This is a genomic window from Fructilactobacillus sp. X7R7C1 (genome assembly GCF_059901065.1).
In genome coordinates, this window is sequence record NZ_JBWXVF010000002.1 from 233377 (window position 1) to 254371 (window position 20995).

Consider the following 20995-nt stretch of genomic DNA (forward strand, 5'->3'; position numbering starts at 1 on the left):
TTCAATTTAAATATTAATGATTGGTTGGTTTCGTATGGAACCATGCAATGTTTTTGTCAAAAAAGCTTAACAAGTCATTACATAAGTACAAAATGTAAGTTAAGAATAACGTCCAATTGGCACCACCCTGATATGCAGTAATGCCCCACAGAATAATCGAGAAAATCCCCTGGGCAAGCCAGAAATAATAAGTATCCCGAAACCTTAAAGTCGTAAGTAAAGCACCAGTAATTCCAATTGTGGCCGCAAAACTATCTACAAAAGGACGAGGGCTATCACTGTATCCATGCTCCCAGGCATATAAAGCTCCTAATACTACAACAAAGAAAAGAGCTGTCAACCCCCAATTCATAAACGTTTTTTTAAGGTTACCCTTAACAGTCAATTTCTTAATATGTTCATCAACATTAGTAGCCCAACTAGGAATTAACAAGACCGGAATATCCAAAAGTACAATGTATGTAGTTTGGAGAATAATATCATTGTAATTCTTAGCAGTGAATGCAACATAGATATAAATCAAAGCACTAATCAAACCAAAAATTCCATTTAATGGTTTCGTATTAGTAATTGAAATGGTAGTAGTAAATCCGAGCATCCCCGCTAACATCGTCATAATCGCAATAAACGAAAGTGGTTGTGTGACAGTTGATCCAGCAATGACTCCCAAACCAAATAGGAGCAACAAATAGCTTTTAAAGCTCCAACCTTTCATCTGATTGACATACCAATTAGGCTTTAATATGTCATAAGCCGCAATGTTGTTTTTCTCTGACATAAATAATCATCCCTTCGACAAATTTGAATTCACTTTTCATCATTACACACTTATAATCTCTAAACAAATTTGCTAACAACCCTAACTTTTATAAATTGGCCCAACATTGGTCCATAAAAAAATTTTTTTATTTTTATAGCTTCATTTTTTATTCGATCATAAGAGAGAAATTGATAAAAAAATTCAAAGTGTGACAAATTAAGATAAATGTATCATTTATAAAATATAAAAGATATTGTAAATGCAAACAAAAAATATGTATAATGAATAATGAAGTATAAAGGAGGAAATAACATGCTAGTAAATGTCCCATTTGCAATCAAAGCCGATGGAGTTCATGATCTTAGAAAAGTTACCGTAAAAATGCCATCTGGTGAAAAAGTAGAATTAGACGCCGTCACCCTTGACGATATTGATCGTGATCATGAACATCTTTTAACCATTACAAAAGACGCTAAACATGAATTGGGAGCTCCTGGTGAAAGTATTTCCTTTGATGAATTCGGTGAAAAGAACTCATTCCCATCAAATAATACGGTTGTGTTCATGGCAATTCCAAAATAAAAAGAAGTACTACCTAACAGATAGTACTTCTTTGGTAAATAAGCATCATAATTATGAGAATTCCCTGGTAAAATTTCGTAAAGTGTGATTAAATATAGAGTGTAGATTAGAGAGGTAATAAATTTCTGTCACATTCTCAACATTCACATCAGCTAAGGCTTTCCACTCCTACTGCTTATTAGTCTTAGACACGTGTGCTCTTTTATTTCATAGATCTTTACTTATTAGATTGTTACTTCTCATAACTATGCTACAGTTCTTGAACCTCTCTAATCGTAGAAAGCACTCTATTTGAGTGCTTTTTTTGTACATTCAAATCCCCTGGCGTGAATTCTTTAATCTTTACCTTACTTTTACAGTATATTATATTAGCTGTTACTAATCAAGTATATAAGTAAAAAATATCAAAATATACTCCTTATAAGAGAACACAAAGACTAATCATAAAGCAATTTTTATCTTATAAAAAATTTTTCTAAGAAATTTTTACAATTATATTGTTTCCCATATCACATATCTTAACACCCATGACAACGGGATTAATAGTGGCAATTCATAATTAAAAACAAAGAACCCTTTCGTTTGATAGTTGGAAAAGTTAGTCATATCACTTCATTAGTGTACTCAATCCAATTGTGTAATCCATAACATTAACTAATGATTTTCATAATCATAATACCGGCATTTCATGAAATTTATTAACAATTAACGGAAAGAATAATATCATTTAAACTAAAAAACCACTATTCTATAATAGTGGTTTTTAGTACTAAATAAAATAATAAATTTTAATTTTTAAAATATCATAATTATTATTTAAAAAGCGGTTCGTGGGCCATATTTACATGTTCAACATTTCCCTCAATGAAAACTTCTCCTTCTGGTCGAAAGCCAAATGAAGCATATAAATTTTCAACGTATTTTTGTGCCTCAATAATAATCTCTTTATGAGGATATTTTTCTTTAATAACCCTCATCACTCTCTGAACTAATTTTGTTCCCAAATGTTTCCCACGTTGTTCGGCAGAAACAGCAATTCTTCCAAAAGTTATATAGTAATCTTGTTTATATATTCGACCATAAGCAATAACGTGATTTTGATCGTTAAGCAAAAAAACATGCCATGCCTTCTTGTCATTATCATCAATATCCTGCAAAGTAATCTTTTGTTCTACTACAAACACCTCGCATCTCAGTTGATAAATATCAAATAATTCGTTCAAAGTTAATTGATCAAATGACTTTACCATCCACATATATTCACTTCCAATCATCAAATTTAACTTATTATAACCCATAATTGTTAGTATCAAAAAAGCGGCAACTACTATTTGTCGCTTTTTTGGTCTTCATCAGTTTGTAAGACAGCCATGAAGGCTTCTTGGGGAATATCAACCTTTCCAACCGCTTTCATCCGCTTTTTCCCACGTTTTTGCTTCTCAAGTAACTTCGCTCTTCGATCAGGGTCACCAGTATGAATTCTAGATGTCACATCTTTTCGATAAGCTTTAATATTAGTCCTAGCAATAATGGTAGCGCCAATTGCTGCTTGAATTGGAATTTCAAAATTTTGTCTTGGGATAATACTCTTGAGTTTTTTAACAATTTCACGACTTCGGCCGGCAGCAAACTGTTTATGGGAAATAAAACTTAAAGCATCGACCTTATCACCGTTCAATAGAATATCCACTTTAACTAGATCACTTTGTCGATACTCAGATAATTCATAGTCAAGTGATGCATAACCATGCGTACTTGATTTTAATTTGTCGAAAAAATTAAAAATAATTTCTGATAAGGGCATTTGATAAATGACATTCACTCTGGCATCGTCTAGATACTCCATCGTGACAAACTGACCACGTCGATCTTGACACATTTCCATCACAGCACCAACATAATCGTTTGGCACCATGATACTAGCCTTAACAAATGGTTCCTTAATATCCTTAATTGCTGATACATCTGGCATTTCAGATGGATTTTCAACTTCAAGTGTACTTCCATCATTTAAATCCACATGATAAGTTACTGACGGAGCCGTAGTAATTAAATCCAGCCCAAACTCGCGTTCCAGACGTTCCTGAACCACGTCCATGTGAAGTAATCCAAGGAACCCACAACGAAATCCAAAGCCCAGTGCTTCAGACGATTCCGGCTCAAATTCAAGTGAAGCATCGTTTAGTTTAAGTTTTTCAAGTGCTTCCCTTAAATCACCAAACTTCGCATTATCAGTTGGATACAATCCAGCATAAACCATGGGAATCATTTCACGGTATCCTGGTAGAGCTTTATCAGTTGGATTGTTTGCGTCAGTAACTGTATCGCCAACTCGCGTTTTAGTGATATCTTTAATGCTGGCAGTAATGTATCCCACATCCCCAGCCATTAAGTACTTTCGTTGAAGTGGCTTCGGCGAGTTAACACCAACTTCTGTGACTTCATATTCACTTCCACTGTTCATCAAGCGAATTTGATCTCCAGGCTTTACGACTCCATCATACAAACGAACACTTAGTACTACGCCACGATAATCATCGTAAACTGAATCAAAAACCAACGCCTTAAGCGGACCCTCAATATTTCCCTTTGGAGCAGGAATCTTTTTAACAATTTCCTCTAATAAGTTCTCAACCCCGAGTCCAGTCTTGGCACTAATCTCAACCGCATCAGAGGTATCCAATCCAATCACATCTTCAATCTCTTTTTTAGTTTTCTCGGGCTCTGCTGAAGGCAAATCAATTTTATTAATGACAGGAATAATTTCAAGATCATCATCCAAAGCCAAATAAACGTTAGCTAAGGTTTGGGCTTGAACTCCTTGAGTGGCATCAACAACCAGTAAAGCACCCTCACAAGCAGCCAGACTTCTAGAAACTTCATAAGAAAAGTCTACGTGTCCGGGAGTATCAATCAAATGAAATACATAATCAATCCCATCCTTACCATGATAAGTTAACTCAACCGCATTTAACTTGATGGTAATTCCACGTTCCCGTTCCAAATCCATATTATCCAAAATTTGATCTTGCATGTCCCTTTTAGAAACAGTGTCAGTCAACTCCAAAATTCGGTCGGCTAAAGTTGACTTACCGTGATCAATATGAGCAACAATAGCAAAATTTCTCGTCCGGCGTTGCTTTTCCTTCATTTTTTTATAATCCACGATATTTTCCTACTTTCATTATTAATTCGTCCAAGTCGTTACTATTATTATAACAACCCGATATATGTATAACAAACAAATAAAGGAGCGGTCTTTAAACCGCTCCTTTATTTGTTTATTTAAAAGCATCTTTCATTTTATCAAAGAAATTCTTGCCTTCTTCAACATTAGTATCACCACTAGCTTCAGCTAAGGCTTGTAAAGCAACTTTTTGTTTAGAGTTAAGTTTCTTTGGCGTCTGAACCTTAACTTTTACCATTTCATCACCATTACCATTTCCATGAAGTTTAGGCGCACCTTTCCCTCTTAAACGGAAGACCGTCCCAGTCTGGGTGCCTGCAGGAATTTTCAAATCAACGTCACCATGAACGGTTTTAACTTTAATTTCTCCACCTAAACCAGCAGTGGCAAATGAAATTGGTTGATCAAAGTAGATAGTAGATCCGTCTCTTCTAAAGTACTTGCTTTGAAGAACTCTAAAGATCACGTACAAGTCACCATAAGGACCGCCATTTTCACCGGCATCACCTTGACCCTGCATGTGCATTTGCTGTCCCTCTTCGACACCAGCAGGGACCGTAACTTCAAGAGAATGTTGTTTCTCAACTTTTCCAGTACCACCGCAGGTTGGGCACTTCTCTTTAATTACTTTTCCAGTGCCGCCACAAACTGGACATGGTTCCTGGGTCTGCATCTGACCGAGCGGGGTATTAACCGTTTTAGTAACATAACCGCTTCCATGACAGTTAGAACAAGTCTCTGGTTTAGTCCCAGGCTTAGCCCCAGTGCCATGGCAGGTCGGACAAGTTTCTTCACGATTATACTTAATGGTCTTTTTAGTCCCAAAAACAGCTTCATCAAATGTAAGTGTCATCTGATATTGCAAATCTCGTCCACGACGCGGTGCAGTTGGGTCAGCTTGACGACGTCTTCCGCCACCACCAAAAATATCATTGAAAATATCAGAAAAGTCACCAAATCCGGCATCTTGTCCGCCTGCACCAGCACCGGCTCCGCCACCAAAGCCTCCAAATCCTTGGGGACCATCAGCTGAACCATACTGGTCATAATTGGCTCGTTTCTTTTTGTCACCTAAAACTTCATATGCTTCGGTTATTTCCTTAAACTTTGCCTCTGCATCTGGAGCTTTATTAATATCTGGATGGTATTTTTTTGATAATTTTCGATAGGCATGCTTAATGTCATCTTCACTGGCGCTTTTGTCCACGCCTAATACTTTGTAATAATCTTTATTAGCCATTAGTTCGCCTCCAAGCTCAAATAATACAACAAAAAGCCAAAGCCCATCAAACTGACTTTAGCTTTTCATCAATTGTTAATAGCCTCAATTGCCACAATTATTTGTTGTCATCATCATGGACTTCATGGTAGTCACCATTAACAGTATTATCATCATTTCCATTAGATGATCCACCGTTAGAGTTATTTCCACCTTGTTGTCCTTGATCAGCTTGGCCTTGGTTTTGTTGATACAATTTAACTGCTAATGCTTGAACCTTTTCGTTCAAAGCATCCTTTTTAGTCTTCATTGCATCAGTATCGCCATCTTCTTTAGCTTTTTTGAGTTCGTCTTCAGCATCCTGAGCGGCTTTAATCTCATCATCTGAAACTTTGCCTTTAACATCTTTCAATGTCTTATCAGTCTGGAAGATCAATTGGTCAACTTCATTATCTAGATCAACCTTGTTCTTCTTTTCCTTGTCGGCATCTTCATTTGCTTCGGCTTCTTTCATCATCTTATCGATTTCGTCGTCTGATAGACCATTGGAATCTTTGATGGTGATTTTTTGTTGTTTTCCAGTTCCCTTATCTTTAGCAGAAACATTTACAATTCCGTTTTTATCGATATCAAAGGTAACTTCGATTTGAGGAACACCTCTTGGTGCTGCAGGAATATCAGTTAATTGGAATCGACCTAATGATTTATCATCAGCGGCCATTGGACGTTCACCTTGCAAAACATGAATGTCAACGGCCGTTTGATTATCAGCAGCAGTTGAGAAAGTCTGTGACTTGGAAGTTGGGATGGTTGTATTTCTATCGATTAACTTAGTGAATACACCACCCATCGTTTCAATACCAAGTGATAGTGGAGTAACATCAAGTAAAACAACATCCTTAACGTCACCAGTAATTACTCCACCCTGAATAGCTGCACCTAAAGCAACAGCTTCATCGGGGTTGATTGAATGACTTGGTTCTTTACCAGTCCACTTTTGAACTTCCTCTTGAACAGCAGGAATTCTAGTTGAACCACCATTAAGAATTACTTGGTCAATATCACTAGCTGAAAGTCCAGCATCCTTCAAAGCATTGTCTAAAGGAGCCTTAGTCTTTTCAACTAAGTCAGAAGTTAATTCGTTAAACTTAGCACGTGTAAGCGTGGTTTGTAAATGAAGCGGACCATTTTCACCAGAAGAAATGAATGGAAGTGAGATTTCAGTTTGAGTTACACCTGACAAGTCTTTCTTAGCTTTTTCAGCAGCGTCTTTCAAACGTTGTAAAGCCATCTTATCTTTCGAAAGGTCAACCCCATTTTCCTTCTTGAAGTTATCGATTAACCAGTCCATGATTCTCTTATCAAAGTCATCCCCACCTAAGTGAGTATCACCATTAGTTGAAAGAACTTGGAAGACACCGTCACCTAATTCAAGGACGGAAACATCAAAAGTACCTCCACCTAAATCATAAACCAAGATTTTTTCATCTTTATCTTTTTTGTCTAAACCATATGCAAGTGAAGCAGCCGTTGGTTCGTTGATAATTCTTTTAACATCAAGCCCAGCAATTTTACCAGCGTCTTTAGTAGCTTGACGTTGTGCATCATTAAAGTAAGCAGGAACGGTAATAACAGCTTCACTAACAGTGTCACCAATGTAATCTTCAGCATAGCCTTTAATGTATTGAAGGATCATAGCTGAAATTTGTTGTGGGGTATATTCTTTTCCGTTTGCCTTTACTTTGTAACCTTGCTCACCCATGTGACTCTTAATTGATACAACAGTATCTGGGTTAGTAATTTCTTGACGCTTAGCAACTTCACCAACTTGAATCTCGCCATCTTTAAAAGCAACTACTGATGGGGTCGTTCTTGATCCCTCTGGGTTGGTAATAATTTTTGGTTCATTACCTTCCATAACGGCTGCAGCTGAATTAGTTGTTCCTAAATCAATTCCAATAACTTTATTACTTGCCATAACTTAAACCTTCTTTTTATATATTTAATAACTATTTAATTACTGTGCCACTACTACCATTGCTGGTCTTAAGACCCGATCAGCAATTTTATAACCGCTTTGAAGTACTGATACTACGGTTCCCTTTGGATGTTCATTACTTGGAGCAACCGTTTGAACAGCTTGATGAAAACTAGGATCAAATTCCACTCCATTAGCATTAATTTCCGAAATATCATTATCCTTCAGAGCTTTTTCAAGATGTTGTTGGACCATTTCGATCCCTTTTTTGAGTTGCTTACCGTTTTCGTCAGAAACGTCAACGTCAAGAGCTCTTTTTAAATCATCCATCACAGGCACAACGTCTTTAGCAAGATCTTGTGCACCATACTTTGCTAAATCAGCACGCTCTTTTTTGTTTCGATTTTGAATGTTCTGAATCTCAGCTTCTGCTCGTAAGTAGTTGTCTTGAACTGAATCTAGTTGTTGATTTAGTTCATCAATCTTTTTTGCAGAATCATCTTTCTCGTCTGTTTTGACTTCTTGCTCTGACTTACTCGATTCATCAACATTTTCCGTTTTATCATCTAAATCTTTACTTTGCTTTTCCTTATCGCTCGCCATTTTGAACCTCCTTTTTATTTATCATAATTATCATAGTATCCATTGATTCGTTTCTGAAGTTCATCTTTAAACGCATCAACTAGACCCAAAACCTTAGGATAAGACATTCTGGTAGGGCCAATTACAGCAATCCTACCAACACCATGAATCCCAACATCATAAGTTCCAGAGATAATACTATAATTTTTCAATAAATCATTTCGTAGCTCAGAACCAATCATAACTGAAATGGGTTTGGATTCATTATCTAAAATTTTTGCCATATTCGAGTTATTTCCAAACATTGAATAAAGTGGCTTAATATTTTTTAGATCGTTCTTATCATCCATTGTATCCAATAAATTCATTCTTCCACTAACAAAGAAATGGTCTTTAAGCGATTTATTAATGACGTATTCAAAGGCTCCAACAAAGTTTTCTGAAGAAGTTAAATAGTGTCTAATTTCGTCAGGAATTGTACTTTTAAGTGCCTCTAAAACTTCCGGAATTGTCTTACCAAAAAGCTTGTCATTAACCAAATTAGTTACTTGAAGTAACTTATCTTCATCAATTTGGTGATTAGTTATAAAGGGCTGACTTTCAACTTGCCCATCATTCATCACCATAATTGCCATCACTTGGTGATCGGCTAACTTAATTAGTTGAAAATGTTGTAAAGTTTCGGTATTAGTCTGTTCTGGACTCAAAGTCATCGCGGTATAATCGGTCAAGCTGGACAAAATATCAGCAGATTGTTTAACAATATCATCAATTTGTTGAAATGTTCCTCCCAGAGCATTATGAATCACACTTTTTTCTTCATTGCCAACCAGTACAGGATTAACCAAATTATCAATGTAATATCGATATCCTTCATTTGAAGGAACTCTTCCAGACGAAGTATGAACTTTTTGAATCAAATTTTGACCACTTAAAACTGCCATCTCATTACGAATGGTAGCCGAACTAACATTCATTGGGAGTTGATCAGCCAAGCGTTTTGATCCAATTGGAACACCATTGTTAGTATAGTCATCAACAATGTACTTTAGAATCATATCTTGTCTCTTTGTGAGCATTCTTACCACCTCTTTTAGCACTCTTTATTATCAAGTGCTAACGTACATTTATACCTTACCAAAGGTATTAAAGAACGTCAAGAAATAAGTTTACTGGTGAGAATTAATGTATTTCTTAAAATAAGATCGGGTGTTACTTTCATCAATTTTTAATTGATCAATCAACGGTTTCCGCCCCTGATATTTGACCTCGTCTCTCATTTTCGATAACCATCTAACTCTGACGTGATTACCATAGATATTTTGATCGAAATCCAAAATATTAATTTCTAAAGTAACTGGATTATCATTTCCAAACGTCTCATTTTTGCCAATTGATGCCATCGCTTTGTACCACGTACCATTAACTTCAAGCTGGACCACATACACCCCAAGTTTGGGCAACTGCTGTTTTGCCGAATACTCAACGTTAGCAGTGGGAAAACCTAATTCACGACCACGAGCAAATCCATGAACAACCACTCCGTCATTTTCGAATTCATATCCCAAAAGATCGTTAACCGTCCGGATGTGTCCCTGTTCAAGATTTCGACGAATCCTAGTAGAACTAACCTTCTTGTCGTCCATTTCATCAGCGGCCACACTGACTACATCAAATCGCTCCCTGGCATATTGAGGGAGTTCTTTCATGCCCGCATTTTGTTCTCCATAAGTATGATCAAATCCTGCTATAACCGTATCAGCATTCAATCCAATCAAATAATTATCAACGAATTCTTGGGGATTTTGATTTTGAAAAGCAAAGTTGTAATTGATGACATAGACCACATCAACCCCCAGTTGCTCAAATAAATGTAATTTACGATTAAGCGGGGTTAAATAACGTTTTTCATTTCCATCCAACTTCTTGTACACTAACGACGGGTGATGATCATAAGTTAAAATTGCCAAAGGAAGTTTTTTTTGTTTAGCAATTTGTTTAGCTTGATTAATCACTTTTTGATGTCCCAGGTGAACTCCATCAAAAAACCCCATGGCAATGACTTGGGGACGATTTTTTTCGTTCTTATCAAGTGGGTATGATAAATAATTGACTTCCATAATTTCCTCTAATCTAAATCAAACATTTTTTTGGGCTTATAATTATTTTCCTGTTCATTTCTATAATACAAAGCTCGATCAATATTATTATACTTTAAAACTATCACTTCATCTTGACAAGCGATCTCATCAATACTTAAAAAACCGCCATTTTGAACACGATTCCACTGCTCTTTATTAATCACAATAGTCTTAAAATCTTTAAGGGCATGTGAAATTGGAAAAACAACTTTATTGATTTGATTAGAATTCATGGCTTCTTTAATATCTTTAAAAGTTACTGTATCGCAAAGATTAAATCCACCACTTTTAGTCCGAGTTAAACTTGACATCACAGCTGGGATGCCAACTTTTTTTCCAAAATCAGTTGCCAAAGTTCTGATATAAGTTCCCTTTCCACACTTCACCTCAAAATTAAAGGTTTGGGTGTGAGTATCACGATTGTAGGAACTCGCATTGATACGAACAAATTGACTAACGTTAATTTGTCTTTTAGGCCGATCAACTTTCATACCAGCACGTGCGTACTCATATAACCTTCTTCCATTCACTTTAACAGCGGAAAACATGGGAGGAATCTGGGTCGAAATCCCCAAAAATGATTTCAAGACTTCGTCAATTTCTTGATCTGTGATTGGCTGAAAATCAAAATTAGTATCAATAATTTCACCATCTAAATCCTCGGTAGTAGTGGAAAAACCTAACGTAATTGACCCACTATAAACCTTCCCTGATTGCATTAAATAATCAACTACTTTAGTGGCATGGCCCAAACAAATCGGTAAAACTCCATCTACATTAGGATCAAGTGTGCCACTATGGCCCACTCTTTTTTGTCCAATAATGTGTCGAATCTTACTCACACAATCAAAGCTCGTCATTCCCCTAGGCTTATACAAAGGGATAATTCCAGTGACCAATTCACTCACTCCTGTACCATATACGCAAAAAAGACCGGAAATAAATATTTCCAGTCAATTTTTTTACTTATTTTTTTTATTTAAATTATCAATCAAACGATCAATCTTACTTCCGTATTGAATGGATCCATCCCGTTCAAAATGAATCTCTGGAGTAACGTAGATACTTAACCGATGACCTAGCTCGCCTCGAATTAAACCAGTTGCTTTATCCAAGCCCTTTTGAACCTTTTCTTGTTCAGACTTCTTGTCAGATAAACTACTGTAATAAATCGTAGCTTGTTGCAAATCACCAGTAACTTCAACACCAGTAATAGTTACTCCTTGAACTCGTGGGTCACGAACACGCTTAAGTAAAATATCGTCGACTTCTTTTTGAATTTCCTGCTGTAGTCTTCCAACACGATATTGTGCCATGACAATCACTCCTTACGGTATCTACTTAGGTTGGACTTCTTTCATGTGGTATGCTTCGACTTTATCTCCAACTTTAATGTCATTATAGTTTTCAATCGTTAAACCACACTCAAAGCCTTGTTTAACCTCTTTAACATCATCTTTAAAACGCTTTAGACTACCAAGCTCTCCATCATAAATCACAACATTATCTCTAATCAGACGAACTTTGCTATCACTTTTTACGTACCCATCAAGAACCATTCCACCAGCAATCGTTCCAACTTTAGAAGCTTTATAAATTTGTCTTACTTCAATATTACCAGTAACTTCTTCTTCATAAGTTGGATCAAGCATGCCTTTCATTGCAGCTTCCACGTCATCAATGGCGTTATAGATAACTTGATAAAGACGAATATCAACCTTATCAGTTTCAGATTGAGCTTTAGCTTGCGGAGTAGGACGGACATTAAAACCAATGATGATGGCATTACTTGCTTCAGCAAGTGCAACATCACTTTCGTTCACCGCACCAACAGAAGCATGAATAACGTTAACCTTAACTCCCTCAACATCGATTTTTTTGAGGCTTCCAGCTAAGGCTTCCACTGATCCTTGTACATCAGCTTTAATAATTACGTTAACCTGTTTCATATCTTCTTGTTTCATTGAATCAAACAAGTTATCAAGAGTAACACGGTTATTTTGCTTCCGTTCTTCGATTTGGGCTTCTTTAGCTCGTTCTTCTCCAGCAGCACGAGCAGTCTTTTCGTCATTAAAGACAACAAAACGATCACCGGCTTCAGGAACATCATTTAACCCCGTAATTTCAACTGGAGTTGACGGTTTAGCATTCTTGATTTCTTTCCCGTTCTCATTAGTCATGGTTCGAACTCGACCAAAAGTGTCACCAACAACGATTGGATCCCCAACGTGCAAAGTTCCTTGTTGAACCAAAAGGGTAGCAACAGGGCCCTTACCCTTATCCAATCTTGCTTCAACGACTGAGCCAGCTCCATTTTGTTTTGGATTAGCCTTAAGTTCAAGCACATCGGACTGAAGTAAGATCATATTTAACAATTCATCAACATTAGTTCCATTTTTAGCAGAAATATCAACAAAAATCGTATCTCCACCAAAATCTTCAGGAACCAATCCATAGTTCATCAATTGCTCTTTAACATGTTGTGGATTGGCATTCGGTTTATCAATTTTATTAACTGCCACAATAATTGGAGTTCCCGCTGCTTTAGCATGATCAATTGCTTCAACAGTCTGTGGCATAACACCATCATCAGCTGCCACTACCAAAACAGTCACATCGGTAATGTCAGCCCCACGAGCTCTCATGGCAGTAAAAGCAGCATGTCCTGGAGTATCAAGGAAGGTAATGGTCTTATCGCCATGTTTTAACTGATAAGCACCGATAGCTTGAGTAATTCCACCGGCTTCACCTGCTGTAATGTGTGAATGACGAAGATAATCTAGTAACGTGGTTTTACCATGATCAACGTGTCCCATGATGGTAACAACGGGTGGACGGCTTTCTTGGTAATCGGTGTTATGCTCTTCTTCATTAAAGAACTTGTCAATATCTGATACATTAACATTTTCTTTTTCTTTAGCTTCGATCCCATAATCGGTGGCAAGAAGTTCAATGGCATCCTTATCCAAGGATTGATTCTGATTAACCATCATTCCCAGCATAAATAATTTTTTAACAATCTCTGCTGGTTCCCGATGCAGTAACTTACCAAGATCCTGCGCATTCATACCATCCTGATAGATTAAAACTTTAGGTAATGGACGACTCTTACGGGTTGGCGCCGCATTCTTTTTGTGATTCTGACGAATTCGTTGATTCTTAGAATACATATTATAACGATTATCGCGACGCTTATTACGCTTCTTGCCCTTTTTATTTTTGTTGCGGTTCAAACTACCACCAAATTTTCCACTTCCGTTATTATGTGGCTTAGAAGTATTATTAACCGGCTTCTTGCTTGCACTATTTGCAGTTGCGGGACGATTACTATTCGCATGGGTCGCACTTTGACTATTATTCGTGTGCGAATGTTGACTATTTTGATGATTGTTGTGATTAAAATGATTACTTGAATTCTGATTCCGGTGCTGACCACTAGTATGAATACCATTGCTATGAGCATTTTCTGGACGCTGATTACTTGTTTGCACATTATTTTGATGTTTATTTACTTGTTTATGTTCAGAATTACTTGGTCGATGCTGATTGTTAGAATGATTGCTTCTACCAAAATGATTGTTATTCTGACCATTTTCATGTTTTGCAGTATTGTGACCATTACTTCCGTTATGGGAGTCAGCAGTCTTTTTTGCTGGAGCATGCCGTTGTTCACTTCCACTGGTCGCTTTCTGACTATTCTTAAGCGCGCCTCGGACGGTCTTCTCCTGATTTGAATCAAGCGATGACATATGGTTTTTAACCGTAAAACCATTTGACTTAGCAGTGTCAATCACACGTTTACTAGGTATATTAAGCTCTTTGGCTAATTCATAAATTCTTTTTTTGGCCATATAATCACACTCCTTTACTTGTATTATTTTAATTCTTTAAATTTTTTCGAAAATCCTTTATCCTTAATCGCTACGATTGATCGTTTCATCCCAATCGCGTCGCTAAGATCATCTTTAAGCATACCAGTATTAACTGGAACTTCATAGAATTTACTTTTATCGAGAAACTTCTTTTTGGTACTTGCACCACAGTCTGATGCAATAAACAGGTAATTAATCTGTCCCTTTTTAATTGCATTCAAGACAATCCCCTCACCTGAGATTATTTTACCAGCTCGTCTTGCAATTCCCAATAAGTTTAAGACTTTATTATAATTTGTCATTATCAATCAATTCCTGTCGAGCCTGCTTATGGTCGACGTAACTAATAAGTTCATCATAAAAATCATTTGTTAAAGTTACATCAAAAACTTGATCAAGGATTTTATCCCGCTTGGCTTTTTTGGCAATTGTTACGTCAATTTTTACGTAAGCTCCTCGACCAGATTTTTTCCCAGTTGGATCGACTGACACATTACCCTCTTTATCACGAACAATTCTTACTAATTGTCGTTTAGGTGCCATTTCACCCGACACCACATCTTTTCGCATTGGCACTTTTCTTTTTCTCATAACAGTACCTCCTCAAAAATTATTCCTCGTTTTCGTCTTCATTTGATGAAACATCATCAGTAGAATGATTATCTTCACTGTCACTTTCGTCAGTGCCATCCATTTCTGATTCGGATTTAATGTCAATCTTGTATCCAGTCAGTCTAGCGGCTAACCGTGCGTTCTGACCACGTTTCCCAATTGCTAACGACAACTGGTCGTCTGGAACAACAACGGTGCAAGAACGATCGTCTCCATCTTTAAAAATAACGTCAATAACGTCAGCGGGTTTCAATGCATTGGCAATGTACTCAGCTGGATTCTCATCCCATTGGACAATGTCCATATTTTCTCCACCAAGTTCATTTACAATTGTTTGCACTCTGGTTCCTCTAGGTCCAACACTAGTTCCCACTGGATCAATATCAGAACTATTAGAACGAACAGCCACCTTAGCACGGTCGCCGGCCTCCCTTGCAATCGAGACAATTTCAACTGTTCCATCATAAATTTCGGGAACTTCTTGTTCAAAGAGTCGTTTTAGCATTCCAGGTGCAGTTCGACTTACAAAAATTTGTGGTCCCTTTGAGGAATTTTCAACGTTTGTAACATACACTTTTAACTTGTCCTGTGGACGATAAGTTTCATTTGGCATCTGATCATTTTTAGCCATCACGGCCTCAACTTGACCAAGGTTCATATACACAAAACGACTATCTTGACGTTCTACTTCAGCAGTTACAAGTTCATCTTGATACTTACTGTACTTGTCATAAACGGTCTCACGTTCAGCTTCACGAACCCTTTGAGTAATAACTTGTTTAGCGGTTTGGGCAGCAATTCTTCCGAAGTTCTTTGGTGTAACTTCAAACTTAATTTCGTCACCAAGCTCGTACCCTTTATTAATCTTTAAAGCTTCATCCAAGCTAACTTCTAACCGTTGATCCTCAACCTTATCAACTACTTTTTTAACAGCGTAAACATGAATACTTCCAGTTTTTTCGTCGAAGTTAACTTCGACGTTCTGAGCCTGATCAAAGTTACGTTTGTAAGCCGAAGACAATGCTGCTTCTAAGGCATCGATCACAACCTCTTTTTTTACGCCCTTTTCTTTTTCAAGTTGATCAAGCGCACTTACTAATTCTTTACTCATTTTAATCTCCTAACTAAAATTCAATTGCTAATCTAGCTTTTGAAATTAATTTTCGCGGAATTTCAAGTTCACTAATTCGCGTTTTATCTTTAATTGCTAACGTTAATTTATCATCATCAACACTTTTGAGGGTTCCCTCAAAAGACTTTTTTCCATTGAGTTTTTGATATAAAGAAACGTGGATATAATCACCAATTGCATTTTGATAATCAGACTCCCGTTTTAATGGCCGTTCGGCACCTGGCGAAGACACCTCTAAGAAGTATGGTTCGTCAAATGGATCTGGATCCAATTCATCAAGTTTTTCACTTAACTGATCACTAACCAAAACACAGTCATCCAAACTAATTCCTTGGTCTTTATCAATATAAACTCGCAAATACCAGCTTCCACCCTCTTGAACATACTCAATGTCATAAAGGTAAAAATTGTTATCATCTAAAATCGGTTGAACGGTTTTAGTAACTCTATCAATAACTTCGCTCAAATACTTTACCTCCTAAAAAATACCAATAAAAAGAGCGAGCATCCCTGCTCACTCATCAGAAGAGTTTATTATTACTGATATAACTATACCATATAACCCAAATAATATCAAAAAGCCCTAGATATCAAACAGACTTAACTGATTTTCATCGGGTAATTCACTTAAGACTCCATTTTGGGTCATAAATTCAATAATGGTTTTAGAAACTTTACCACGTTTAGCAAGATCTTCCTTTGAAATAAATGGCTTATCTTCTCGAGCCGCCACGATTTGTTTAGCAACGTTTAAACCTAATCCAGGAATTGCTCGAAATGGTGCGATTAATTTTTTACCATCAATTAACCACTCAGAAGCGTCCGAGCGATTAATGTCGACCATCTCAAATTCATAGCCCCGCTCCAACATTTCATTGGCAATTTCCAAAACAGTCAAAAGATTTTTCTCTTTAGTGGATGCTTCGGTCCCTTTATCGTTGATTGCCTTAATGCTTGATTTAACTGCTTCTTTTCCATGACTCATAGCCACAATGTCAAAATCATCAGCCCGAACAGAAAAGTAAGCGGCATAGTAAACGAGTGGAAAATAGACTTTAAAGTAAGCCACTCTTAGTGCCATTAACACATAAGCAGCCGCATGAGCTCGCGGAAACATATACTTAATCTTTAAACAAGAATCAATGTACCACTGCGGAACACCAACGTCTGTCATTTTATCCTGCCACTCATCCTTAATTCCACGACCATGTCTAACTTGTTCCATGACCTGAAATGAGGTTTCTGAATCTAACCCCCAGTTAATCAAGTCGGTCATGATATTATCACGACATCCAATCACATTCGCAATGGTAGCCGTCCCATCCTTAATCAGTTCTTCAGCATTTCCTAACCAAACATCGGTCCCGTGTGACAACCCAGAGATTTGCAATAATTCAGAAAAATTACTTGGTTTAGTTTCTTCAAGCATTCCCCGCACAAAACGCGTCCCAAATTCAGGAATTCCAAGTGTCCCTGTCTTTGAAAAAATTTGTTCAGGACTCACACCAAGAATCTTAGGACTAGCAAACAATGACATCACACCCGGATCATCCATTGGAATCGTTGTCGGATCAACTCCTGATAAATCTTGAAGCATTCTGATCATCGTTGGATCATCATGTCCCAAAATATCAATTTTTAAAATATTATCATGGATGGAATGAAAGTCAAAATGAGTCGTTTTCCATGCCGCATTTTGATCTTCGGCCGGATACTGAATGGGAGTAAAATCATAAATATCCATGTAGTCTGGCACAACAATGATTCCAGCTGGATGTTGTCCCGTTGTTCTTTTAACGCCAGTAGCACCCTTAGATAATCGATCAATCTCCGCATTTCGAAAACGTTTGCCGGTGTCCCGTTCATAAGCCTTTACGTATCCGTAAGCTGTTTTATCAGCAACGGTTCCAATTGTTCCGGCCCGATATACATTCTTTTCACCGAACAGAACCTTGGTATAATTATGCGCAATTGGCTGGTAGTCTCCAGAAAAGTTTAAATCAATATCCGGGACCTTATTTCCCTTAAATCCTAAGAAAGTTTCAAAGGGGATGTTGTGCCCATCACCAACCATAACTGTTCCACACTTTGGACACTTTTTATGTGGTAAATCAAATCCAGAACTATATTCACCTTTAGTGAAAAATTGCGAGTACTGACATTTAGGACAACGATAATGGGGAGGAAGTGGATTAACTTCAGTAATTCCAGACATAGTGGCAACTAAACTCGATCCAACTGAGCCCCTAGAACCTACTAAATATCCATCCTTGTTACTTTTAGAAACTAATCTTTGAGCAATTAAATAAATAACAGAGAAGCCGTTTCCAATGATACTTTTCAGTTCCTTATCAAGACGCTTCTGGACAATTTCAGGAAGCGGATTGCCATACAAACGATGCGCTGTATTCATCGTTCGATCTCTAATTTCGTCCTTAGCACCCTCCATTTTTGGTGTATACAACTTGTCTTTTAAGGGTTTTACATCATCAATTTCGGAAGCAATTTTATTAGTATTATCAACTACAATTTCTTCAGCTTTATCTTCACCCAGAAAATTAAAATCTTTCAACATTTCATCAGTGGTCCGAAAATGGAGATCGGGTAATTCTTGGCGATTCAGTGGGTTAGCTCCACCTTGAGAATTAATCAAGATCTTACGATAAATATAATCATGAGGATCAAGATAGTGAGCGTCACCAGTTGCTACTAACGGAATATCTAGCTCATGGGCAATTTCATACATATTACTAATAATTTCTTGTAACTTACCCCGATCACTAATTAATCCCTGATCGATTAGTGGCTGATACGCTGCTTGAGGTTGAACTTCAAGATAATCGTAAAACTTAGCCTTATCAAGCGCCTCTTTTTTACCCTTTTGCATCATCGCCGTAAACACTTCACCGCTTGAACAGGCCGATCCAATCAATAGGCCATCCCGAAACTTCTTAAGCTGACTCCTAGGAATTCGAGGAACCCGATAATAATAATCAACATGAGCAAGTGACACCAGTTTAAACAGATTCTTTAAACCAGCTTGAGTTTTCGCCAGGATAATCGCATGGAATGGACGAGCATGCTTATAAGCATCATGTTCCTCCATATGATCATTAAGCTGATCGTGATACTGAATGTTATATTTATCTTCAGCCTCTTTTAAAAAAAGATAATTTAAATGACCAGTTGATTCTGCATCATAAATCGCACGGTGATGGTGCTCTAATGAAACGTCAAACTTTTTAGCTAACGTGTTTAATCGATAACTCTTAAAATTAGGATACAGAAAACGTGCCAACGTCAAAGTATCAATAATTGGATTACTAATCCGACTCATGTCATGGCGTTCGTAACCAGTATTCATGAACCCAATATCAAAAGTAACGTTATGTCCTACAATGATTGCATCACCACAAAACTCACGGAACAACTTAAAGACTTCTTCTTCAGACTTAGAACCAGCCACCATATCATTGGTAATTGAAGTTAAATTGGTAGTTTGTTCAGACAATGGGAAACCAGGATCAATAAACTCCTCAAACTGTTCAATCACATTGTTATTTTGCATCTTTACAGCCGAAAGTTCGATAACCTTATCGTAAATTGCTGATAAACCAGTGGTTTCAACGTCAAAGACAACGTATGTAGCATCCTTTAAAGCAACATGTTTATCGTTATAAGCAATTGGTTCACCATCATCAACGACATTTGCTTCCATTCCATAAATCATTTTAATATCGTTATCAACTGCAGCATGATAGGCATCCGGAAAGGCTTGCACGTCGTCGTGATCAGTAATGGCAATTGCGGGATGACCCCATTTTTTGGCGCGACTAACATAATCACTAATCGAATTAGTAGCGTCCATCTGGCTCATGTTAGAGTGTAAGTGCAGCTCAACCCTTTTTTTATTTTCAGGGGCAGTATCTTTTCTTTCTTCGTGTTTAATTGGATTAATATCATAAGCATTAAGTGTCAATTCATGAGAGTAGTTATCTTCTTGAATGCTTCCACGGACTTTAACCCAATCTCCTACATTTAATGATGCAAATTCTTGTTCTTCGTCATCATTTTTGGAGAATTTTTTAACAACAATTGACGAAGAATAATCAGTAACCTTTAAAATCATCAATTGGCGGCCAGATCGTAATGATCGAATTTCTTTATCAAAAACATATCCACTAACCACGGCGGAACGTTCCTCTTCGGTTATGTCCACCATCTTAGTAATATCAACATCATCTTTGATTTTCTTTCCAATCATTTTAGAATGCTTACTTGGATGTGATTTGCCTGAGGAATTCTTTAGAGCCTGCATCGCCTTTTGAGCCAACTCAACGTCACGTTGTTGTTTCTTTTTCTTTAAATCATCTATTTTTTCTTGAGATGCTGTAGTATCAATCATGGTATGAATGGAAAATTTAGGAAATCCAACTCTTTGATAAGTTGATTCAATTGGTCCCAAAGCATTACCATTTAAAAAATCTTTGACGATTTCATTTTCAGCAAGAAAGGTAACTCGGTCATCAATCAGTTTTGGTAAATTATTATTACATAATTCATGCGTTAAATTTGAAGTAATTCCAGCGTGATTTACAACCCATTGCCAATAGTCACCAAGCTTACGATTATCAAAACCACTATTCTTAGTTTTAATCTCGAAATCTACCTTAGCAATCCCATCGAAGGCCACACCCAAATGATGAACAAATTCTATAAACTTTTCGTAAGGCATAATCTCTGGTAGTACCAAATGAAAATGCCATCGATTTGATTTCTGATGGACATCGATTTTGTCAATTTCAGCATTTTGAAAGTAAGATTGATCAGCTGAATCTTCTAATTTAATTTGCTGAAGTAATTTACTAAATAATTCTTTTTTATTTAAACTCACTTTGATCCTCTCTTTCATTAGTTTAAAAAAGACCAG

Annotated in this window: 17 protein-coding genes; 1 reads left to right on the forward strand and 16 read right to left on the reverse strand. The window is 37.0% G+C overall.

All coding sequences use genetic code 11. From position 1 onward, the window contains the following. Positions 1-13: 13 nt before the first annotated feature. Positions 14-778 carry a nicotinamide riboside transporter PnuC gene (gene pnuC, locus AC6UDC_RS04135; protein WP_500693829.1) on the reverse strand — a complete coding sequence of 255 codons (765 nt, stop codon included), beginning with the start codon at positions 776-778 and terminating at the stop codon, positions 14-16. A 294-nt stretch (positions 779-1072) separates the two neighbouring features. Between pnuC and AC6UDC_RS04140 the strand changes: the two genes are divergently transcribed. Further along, positions 1073-1342: a hypothetical protein gene (locus AC6UDC_RS04140; RefSeq protein WP_500696632.1), complete on the forward strand. Its 270-nt coding sequence runs from the start codon at positions 1073-1075 to the stop codon at positions 1340-1342. Positions 1343-2154: 812 nt separating this feature from the next. Here the strand turns inward: AC6UDC_RS04140 and AC6UDC_RS04145 are convergent. The 15 genes from AC6UDC_RS04145 to AC6UDC_RS04215 form a co-directional block, all read right to left on the reverse strand. Beyond that, entirely contained in the window at positions 2155-2598 is a 444-nt protein-coding gene (locus AC6UDC_RS04145) for a GNAT family N-acetyltransferase (protein WP_500721473.1), read from the reverse strand. A gap of 71 nt (positions 2599-2669) precedes the next feature. Continuing rightward, complete coding sequence (gene lepA, locus AC6UDC_RS04150) at positions 2670-4508, reverse strand: translation elongation factor 4 (RefSeq protein ID WP_500693832.1); 1839 nt, start codon at positions 4506-4508, stop codon at positions 2670-2672. Between the two features lie 115 nt (positions 4509-4623). Further along, positions 4624-5769 (reverse strand): molecular chaperone DnaJ, encoded by a 1146-nt coding sequence (gene dnaJ / locus AC6UDC_RS04155; RefSeq protein ID WP_500707071.1) that lies wholly within the window; start codon positions 5767-5769, stop codon positions 4624-4626. Between the two features lie 97 nt (positions 5770-5866). Beyond that, positions 5867-7726 (reverse strand): molecular chaperone DnaK, encoded by a 1860-nt coding sequence (gene dnaK / locus AC6UDC_RS04160; protein WP_500707070.1) that lies wholly within the window; start codon positions 7724-7726, stop codon positions 5867-5869. 39 nt (positions 7727-7765) lie between these two features. After that, entirely contained in the window at positions 7766-8347 is a 582-nt protein-coding gene (grpE, locus tag AC6UDC_RS04165; protein ID WP_500707166.1) for a nucleotide exchange factor GrpE, read from the reverse strand. Continuing rightward, entirely contained in the window at positions 8344-9387 is a 1044-nt protein-coding gene (gene hrcA / locus AC6UDC_RS04170; protein WP_500707069.1) for a heat-inducible transcriptional repressor HrcA, read from the reverse strand. Before hrcA ends, grpE begins: the two co-directional genes overlap by 4 nt. A gap of 90 nt (positions 9388-9477) precedes the next feature. Continuing rightward, positions 9478-10428 carry a riboflavin biosynthesis protein RibF gene (ribF, locus tag AC6UDC_RS04175; RefSeq protein ID WP_500701131.1) on the reverse strand — a complete coding sequence of 317 codons (951 nt, stop codon included), beginning with the start codon at positions 10426-10428 and terminating at the stop codon, positions 9478-9480. Positions 10429-10436: 8 nt separating this feature from the next. Further along, positions 10437-11348, reverse strand: a complete 912-nt coding sequence (gene truB, locus AC6UDC_RS04180) for a tRNA pseudouridine(55) synthase TruB (RefSeq protein WP_500695581.1) — start codon at positions 11346-11348, stop codon at positions 10437-10439. A gap of 63 nt (positions 11349-11411) precedes the next feature. Then, positions 11412-11765, reverse strand: a complete 354-nt coding sequence (rbfA, locus tag AC6UDC_RS04185) for a 30S ribosome-binding factor RbfA (protein WP_500693838.1) — start codon at positions 11763-11765, stop codon at positions 11412-11414. Between the two features lie 21 nt (positions 11766-11786). Then, the gene (infB, locus tag AC6UDC_RS04190; protein WP_500721477.1) at positions 11787-14300 is read right to left on the reverse strand and encodes a translation initiation factor IF-2; all 2514 of its coding nucleotides are present in this window, start codon (positions 14298-14300) and stop codon (positions 11787-11789) included. Between the two features lie 23 nt (positions 14301-14323). Further along, complete coding sequence (locus tag AC6UDC_RS04195; RefSeq protein WP_500693840.1) at positions 14324-14623, reverse strand: L7Ae/L30e/S12e/Gadd45 family ribosomal protein; 300 nt, start codon at positions 14621-14623, stop codon at positions 14324-14326. Beyond that, positions 14610-14912: an RNase P modulator RnpM gene (rnpM, locus tag AC6UDC_RS04200; RefSeq protein ID WP_500695579.1), complete on the reverse strand. Its 303-nt coding sequence runs from the start codon at positions 14910-14912 to the stop codon at positions 14610-14612. The genes AC6UDC_RS04195 and rnpM overlap by 14 nt, the downstream gene beginning before the upstream one ends. 19 nt (positions 14913-14931) lie before the next feature. After that, positions 14932-16044 carry a transcription termination factor NusA gene (gene nusA, locus AC6UDC_RS04205; protein ID WP_500695578.1) on the reverse strand — a complete coding sequence of 371 codons (1113 nt, stop codon included), beginning with the start codon at positions 16042-16044 and terminating at the stop codon, positions 14932-14934. A 13-nt stretch (positions 16045-16057) separates the two neighbouring features. Beyond that, entirely contained in the window at positions 16058-16531 is a 474-nt protein-coding gene (gene rimP, locus AC6UDC_RS04210) for a ribosome maturation factor RimP (RefSeq protein WP_500695577.1), read from the reverse strand. Positions 16532-16648: 117 nt separating this feature from the next. Continuing rightward, positions 16649-20959, reverse strand: a complete 4311-nt coding sequence (locus AC6UDC_RS04215) for a PolC-type DNA polymerase III (RefSeq protein ID WP_500721479.1) — start codon at positions 20957-20959, stop codon at positions 16649-16651. Positions 20960-20995: the final 36 nt, after the last annotated feature.

Coding starts and splice junctions, on each gene's coding strand:
- pnuC (WP_500693829.1), bottom strand. CDS start 778: ATGTCAGAGAAAAACAACATTGCGGCTTATGACATATTAAAGCCTAAT.
- infB (WP_500721477.1), bottom strand. CDS start 14,300: ATGGCCAAAAAAAGAATTTATGAATTAGCCAAAGAGCTTAATATACCT.
- AC6UDC_RS04140 (WP_500696632.1), top strand. CDS start 1,073: ATGCTAGTAAATGTCCCATTTGCAATCAAAGCCGATGGAGTTCATGAT.
- ribF (WP_500701131.1), bottom strand. CDS start 10,428: ATGGAAGTCAATTATTTATCATACCCACTTGATAAGAACGAAAAAAAT.
- hrcA (WP_500707069.1), bottom strand. CDS start 9,387: ATGCTCACAAAGAGACAAGATATGATTCTAAAGTACATTGTTGATGAC.
- AC6UDC_RS04145 (WP_500721473.1), bottom strand. CDS start 2,598: ATGTGGATGGTAAAGTCATTTGATCAATTAACTTTGAACGAATTATTT.
- AC6UDC_RS04195 (WP_500693840.1), bottom strand. CDS start 14,623: ATGACAAATTATAATAAAGTCTTAAACTTATTGGGAATTGCAAGACGA.
- dnaJ (WP_500707071.1), bottom strand. CDS start 5,769: ATGGCTAATAAAGATTATTACAAAGTATTAGGCGTGGACAAAAGCGCC.
- rnpM (WP_500695579.1), bottom strand. CDS start 14,912: ATGAGAAAAAGAAAAGTGCCAATGCGAAAAGATGTGGTGTCGGGTGAA.
- dnaK (WP_500707070.1), bottom strand. CDS start 7,726: ATGGCAAGTAATAAAGTTATTGGAATTGATTTAGGAACAACTAATTCA.
- nusA (WP_500695578.1), bottom strand. CDS start 16,044: ATGAGTAAAGAATTAGTAAGTGCGCTTGATCAACTTGAAAAAGAAAAG.
- rbfA (WP_500693838.1), bottom strand. CDS start 11,765: ATGGCACAATATCGTGTTGGAAGACTACAGCAGGAAATTCAAAAAGAA.